The 5546-nt window shown below is 43.0% G+C and carries 8 protein-coding genes; 4 read left to right on the forward strand and 4 right to left on the reverse strand.

All coding sequences use genetic code 11. The features are described from left to right. The first annotated feature begins 120 nt into the window (after positions 1-120). The 3 genes from SPADD19_RS03870 to SPADD19_RS03880 all read left to right on the forward strand — a co-directional run bounded on the left by SPADD19_RS03870 (position 121) and on the right by SPADD19_RS03880 (position 1524). Positions 121-375: a type II toxin-antitoxin system Phd/YefM family antitoxin gene (locus tag SPADD19_RS03870; RefSeq protein WP_003014291.1), complete on the forward strand. Its 255-nt coding sequence runs from the start codon at positions 121-123 to the stop codon at positions 373-375. 3 nt (positions 376-378) lie between these two features. Next, positions 379-633 carry a Txe/YoeB family addiction module toxin gene (locus tag SPADD19_RS03875; RefSeq protein ID WP_013903192.1) on the forward strand — a complete coding sequence of 85 codons (255 nt, stop codon included), beginning with the start codon at positions 379-381 and terminating at the stop codon, positions 631-633. A gap of 174 nt (positions 634-807) precedes the next feature. Next, positions 808-1524 carry a YebC/PmpR family DNA-binding transcriptional regulator gene (locus SPADD19_RS03880; protein WP_003005873.1) on the forward strand — a complete coding sequence of 239 codons (717 nt, stop codon included), beginning with the start codon at positions 808-810 and terminating at the stop codon, positions 1522-1524. Between the two features lie 52 nt (positions 1525-1576). Here the strand turns inward: SPADD19_RS03880 and SPADD19_RS03885 are convergent, their stop codons facing one another. From SPADD19_RS03885 to SPADD19_RS03900, 4 genes are read right to left on the reverse strand one after another with little or no spacing between them, the layout of a single operon-like run. Then, on the reverse strand, positions 1577-1903 hold the full coding sequence (locus tag SPADD19_RS03885) for a DUF5960 family protein (RefSeq protein ID WP_003005875.1): 327 nt from the start codon (positions 1901-1903) through the stop codon (positions 1577-1579). Further along, a complete protein-coding gene (locus SPADD19_RS03890) occupies positions 1884-2255 on the reverse strand; it encodes a hypothetical protein (RefSeq protein WP_049488926.1) in 372 nt (123 codons plus the stop codon). The genes SPADD19_RS03885 and SPADD19_RS03890 overlap by 20 nt, the downstream gene beginning before the upstream one ends. Then, entirely contained in the window at positions 2252-3664 is a 1413-nt protein-coding gene (locus SPADD19_RS03895; protein ID WP_061455283.1) for a Y-family DNA polymerase, read from the reverse strand. The genes SPADD19_RS03890 and SPADD19_RS03895 overlap by 4 nt, the downstream gene beginning before the upstream one ends. A 2-nt stretch (positions 3665-3666) precedes the next feature. Then, complete coding sequence (locus SPADD19_RS03900) at positions 3667-4344, reverse strand: helix-turn-helix domain-containing protein (protein WP_061455284.1); 678 nt, start codon at positions 4342-4344, stop codon at positions 3667-3669. Positions 4345-4503: 159 nt separating this feature from the next. On the opposite strand from SPADD19_RS03900, the gene asnA reads away from it, so the two are divergent. Then, entirely contained in the window at positions 4504-5496 is a 993-nt protein-coding gene (gene asnA, locus SPADD19_RS03905; RefSeq protein WP_061455285.1) for an aspartate--ammonia ligase, read from the forward strand. Positions 5497-5546 lie beyond the last annotated feature (50 nt).

The following is a 5546-nucleotide window of genomic DNA, read 5'->3' on the forward strand; positions in this document are numbered from 1 at the left end:
TACCAAATTTAGAAATTTTTTACGAATAATTAATTGGAGAAGGGAAAACTTGTACAAGTTCCTGACAAGTTTTTCTTTTTCATGTATAATAATAGAAAAGAGGTAGAATGAGGTATGGTCATGGAAGCAGTCGTTTATTCAACATTCCGCAATCATTTGAAGGATTATATGAAGAAGGTGAATGATGAGTTTGAGCCTTTGACAGTCGTGAATAAGAATCCAGACGAAGATATTGTGGTCATCTCTAAGAGCGAGTGGGACAGCCTACAAGAAACCCTGAGACTAGCTCAGAACAAGGAATTGTCAGATAAGGTCTTGCGGGGCATGGCAGAAGTCCGAGCTGGTCAGGTTCAACTCCATGAGATTGAGGGGTAACGGATGTTACTCAAGTTTACAGAAGATGCCTGGAAGGATTATTGTTACTGGCAAAGTCAGGACAAAAAAACACTGAAGCGAATCAATACCCTTATCAAAGAGATCCAAAGGGACCCATTTGCAGGGATTGGTAAGCCTGAGCCCTTGAAATATGACTTTCAAGGAGCATGGTCAAGACGGATTGATGCAGAGAATCGCCTGATTTATATGCTAGATGAGTCAGGTGTCGCTTTCCTCTCTTTTAAAGATCATTATTAAGTCTTTAAAAGAGGAGCTTTTTGATAGTTAGGATAGCTATTTAAAATTCCCAACTCGAAGAAAATTCCTATAAAATCCCCTTTCTAAAAATAGAAAAATCTAGTCTAACTTCGACGATTTGTGATATAATGTTAAAGATTGAAAATAATTTGAAAAAATTTAAGGAGAATCCTCATGGGACGTAAATGGGCCAATATTGTTGCCAAGAAAACTGCCAAAGATGGTGCCAACTCAAAAGTGTATGCCAAATTTGGTGTGGAGATCTATGTAGCTGCTAAAAAGGGTGAACCAGATCCAGAACTAAATACTGCTTTGAGATTCGTTATTGACCGTGCGAAACAAGCGCAAGTGCCAAAACACGTTATTGATAAAGCGATCGATAAGGCAAAAGGAAATACAGACGAAACCTTTACAGAAGGACGTTACGAAGGGTTTGGGCCAAATGGTTCGATGTTGATCGTTGATACCTTGACGTCAAACGTCAACCGTACAGCTGCCAATGTCCGTGCTGCCTTTGGTAAAAACGGTGGTAACATGGGAGCTTCAGGTTCTGTATCTTACCTCTTTGACAACAAGGGTGTTATCGTCTTTGCTGGTGATGATGCCGATGCCATCTTTGAGCTTTTGCTTGAAGCAGATGTTGATGTAGATGATGTCGAAGCAGAAGAAGGAACGATCACCGTCTACACAGCACCAACTGATCTTCACAAAGCGATCGTTGCTTTGCGTGAATCAGGTGTCGAAGAATTCCAAGTAACAGAATTGGAAATGATTCCTCAATCAGAAGTTGAGTTGTCAGGTGAAGATTTGGAAACCTTTGAAAAACTTTACAGCGTTCTCGAAGACGACGAGGACGTACAAAAAATCTACACAAACGTAGATGGATTCTAATCACTCATAAGAACTGTAGTGAATCCCATAAATCAAGAAAAAGGATAGCTTCTTAGATCAAGCTATCCTTTTTCTCTGTCTGATGAGGATCTATCTTTTGTAAGTGATGGCCTGTATAAGCGTAAATACGGGTCAGGGGTGATTGGGAGAGTGTGGAAACCTTAAAATAGAAATAATGGTCTCGATGATCCCGACTTTTGGTATGGTGAAGACGAAAGTAGTTTCGCTGGCCTGCTGCCATAGAGTGGAGAATATCGTCTTCTAAAAAGACGAGCGGCGTAGAAGTAGCGGCCCACTTGTAAAAGTCCATCTCAAATTGGTGGTAATTCTCCGAAAAATAATCAAATTGTAATTCGTGTTTAGTCTGAATAGGTTTCATAGGGTGTTTCCTCAGATTCAATAAAAATGATAGAGTCTACGAGGAGACGGTGGTAGTGGCCATCGCTTTTGAGAAGAAGCTCAGAAGCAGATAAGGTGTGAATCGAACCTGTGTAGGTTGCAAATTGATTCCCCTCTAGAGTTGTGATCGAGATCGTTGTTTGTTGTTGAAAGGCCTGCTCCAGGAGCTGGATCTGTTCAGCAAGTGGAAGAATTGTGAGCTGACTGCGGTCAATTTCTTTTGTATGCAGGGCGGTTGTGTGCTCGGATAAAAAGAAGCCAGCCCATTTGGCCATGCCACGATCTTGAAATTCGCGGGCGGATTGATAAGGGAGATAAGAACGGTCGATCATGTTAATCCATCTAAGCCTCCTGCGGAATGTCCGCCTGTTAGTTTACTGCGTGCAATGGCGCGTGAGTTTTCTAGTAGTGAGGAGCCTTTCTGAAGAGAGGTGAAGCCAAATTGGTCCCGAATGCGGTCGATGGTCTGCTGAAGTTTCTCCTCTTTTTCCAGGGCTACTGGGTCATCGAAGAGAGAAAAGAGTTGAAGAGACTCCTCGACAAGTTCTCCATAAAAAACACCAATCTGCCGAATGGCTCCACCTTCGTACTTGGAGCGAAAGAGCCGCAGAACCGTATCGGATAAAACCTTAGTGGATTGGGTGGGCTCAATCTTTTGCTGGCAGTGAATGGACGGAAGTCCCTCGATTTTGGAGTAGGAGGCATGAATAGAGACCAGCTGGGTCTTCTTTTTTTTCCGTCGCAAGCGAATAGCCACCTGTTCAGCCATCTCCCGAAATACCAGTTCAATGTCGGCTTGTAGATGGTAGTCATAGGGCAAGATTTGAGAGTTACCAATGCCTCGTGATTTCGGACGATAAGGCTTGTGGACATTGCTTTCATCAATACCATGAGCATGGAACCAAAGTTGCAGACCCATGACTCCGAATTCTTTCTTTAAGAGATCTGGGTGAGCCTGAGCCAGTTCAGCAATCGACGTGATCCCGATCTTTTGCAATCGTTTTTCAGTGCGACGTCCAATGCCCCAAAAATCAGTGAGCTGGGGCAGTTTCCAGACCTTACTTTCTACATCTTCATAAGACCAATTGGAGCGCATATTTCGGCAATGCTTGGCTTCATTGTCCAAGGCTAGCTTGGCAAGAAGGGGATTGGCGTTGCTGAGGCCGATGGTAGAGTAGATTCCAGTTTCCTGCCAGATCCTTTTTTGGATTCTGGCAGAAAGGAGATCCAGTTTTTCCTTTCGAGAGAGGGAGGGATCTGGAATAAAATAATTTAAGGAAGAGGTCAGATCGATAAAGCCTTCGTCAATCGAGTAAGGAAAAATATCATCTGGTGCCGCAAATTCCTGAAAGACTTTTTGAATCTCCATATTGACCTGAATATAGGCATTCATCCGTGGAGGCACAATCAGGGTTCTCTTGGCCCAGGATTCAATGAATGCAATAAAGGCTGGATCTGTTGGCAATCCTTGCTTTTTAGCGACATAGCTATTAAATTTCCTGGTTTTGAGGTCAAAAGGTAGGTCGTAGCTACGGCTGACATTTTTCTTGCCAAAGATTTGTTTGAAAACGGGAGAGCTCGCCAAAATTAGGCCAGCTGAATTGTCGCTCCGACTCATGACGCAAAGAGAAGTCGTCAAGGGATTGAGCCCCAGATGGACACATTCACAACTGGCATAAAAACTTTTCATATCCACAAAAGCAATATCAGAATGAGGCTCACGTGAATAATCAAATAGCATATTTAAACCTCGAGTGGAAGAAAATGCCCGACCACAATGCCGACGATTTTGGGCTCGTCTTCATAGGGAGCAAATAAATCATCGTAGTCAGGGTTGATGGATTCTAAGCGCAAGCCCTCCGCTTCCCGATAGACTTTCTTGATGTAGGTTTTTCCATTCCAGATGAGGGCATAGACAGCCCCATCATAGTCAAAGCCAGTCTGCTTCATGAGGGCAACAGAGCCGTTGGGATAGAGAGGTTCCATCGAATCTCCGGATACCCAAGAAGCGAAATCGTGCTGGATCTCTTGGTCAAAATAGACAGTTTCATAGTCCGTTTCGTTGTCATAAAAGGTATGTCCCAAACCGGCTGCCAACTCAATCGACAGAACCTTATAAGCTGTCAAGGAAACAACTTTTTGCTGCTGTTCCAATAACTGGCTGGCCAACTGGTCGACTTTCTTTTGATGAGGTGGGGTTAATAAAGGGTAGGTGTAGAGTGCAGACTCTTTGTTAATAAAGTAGTCCTCTTTAACGGAGAGGCGCTTGGCCAACCTCCTGAGATTTTTTTCGTGCGGCTCCGCTAAGCCATTCTCCCAACTGGAGTAAGTCTTGCGAGAAATCTTGAGATCCTCGTAGACATCTGCTTGGGTTAAGCCTTTTTCCAGGCGTCTTTCTTTTAGTTTTTTTGCATCAAACATGTCGCTCCTCCTATGTAACGTTTCAAAAGTTACGTATAGTTTATCAAAAATGAATCCTTTTTGCAAGAGAAAAATTCAGTTGAAAACGAATGAAAAGACTTGATTTTGATTGAAAAAAGAGTATAATCATTTCTAAAATGTCTATAAATGAGGAACTATATGAAAAAAAGTTTTATCCACCAACAAAAAGAAATTTCGTTTGTTAAAACGACTTTCACACAATATTTAAAAGATAAATTGGACATCATTGAAGTCCAAGGGCCAATTTTGAGCAAGGTCGGAGACGGTATGCAGGATAACCTTTCTGGGATTGAACATCCGGTATCTGTAAAGGTCCTTCAAATTCCTGATGAGACTTATGAAGTCGTGCATTCACTTGCAAAATGGAAACGCCATACCTTGGCACGTTTTGGTTTTGGCGAAGGAGAAGGTCTCTTTGTCCATATGAAGGCCCTTCGTCCAGATGAAGATTCGCTAGACGCTATCCACTCTGTTTATGTAGACCAATGGGACTGGGAAAAGGTCATCCCAAATGGTCAACGCAACATCGCCTACCTTAAAGAAACGGTTGAAAAGATCTACAAGGCGATTCGTTTGACAGAACTAGCAGTAGAAGCGCGCTATGACATTGAGTCAGTTCTTCCAAAACAAATTACCTTCATTCACACTGAAGAGTTGGTGGAACGCTATCCAGATTTAACTCCAAAAGAGCGTGAAAATGCCATTGCCAAAGAATTCGGAGCCGTTTTCTTGATTGGGATTGGTGGAGAGCTTGCAGATGGCAAACCACACGATGGACGTGCACCTGACTACGATGACTGGACAACAGAGTCTGAAAATGGCTATAAGGGCTTGAATGGCGATATTCTCGTCTGGAATGACGTTCTAGGTTCAGCCTTTGAATTGTCTTCAATGGGGATCCGTGTCGATGAAGATACGCTTCGCCGCCAAGTTGCGATTACAGGGGACGAGGATCGTCTCCAATTAGAGTGGCACAAGGCCTTGTTAAATGGTCTTTTCCCACTTACAATTGGTGGAGGGATCGGACAATCTCGTTTGGCTATGTTCTTGCTTCGTAAGAAACATATCGGTGAAGTCCAAACCAGTGTCTGGCCTCAATCTGTCCGCGATGAATATGAAAATATCCTATAAGGAAAGAAAGAGAGTGGGACAGAAATCGGTAATTCGATAGAATTCGATTT

This window comes from Streptococcus parasanguinis (assembly GCF_001578955.1).
Lineage (GTDB): Bacteria > Bacillota > Bacilli > Lactobacillales > Streptococcaceae > Streptococcus > Streptococcus parasanguinis_U.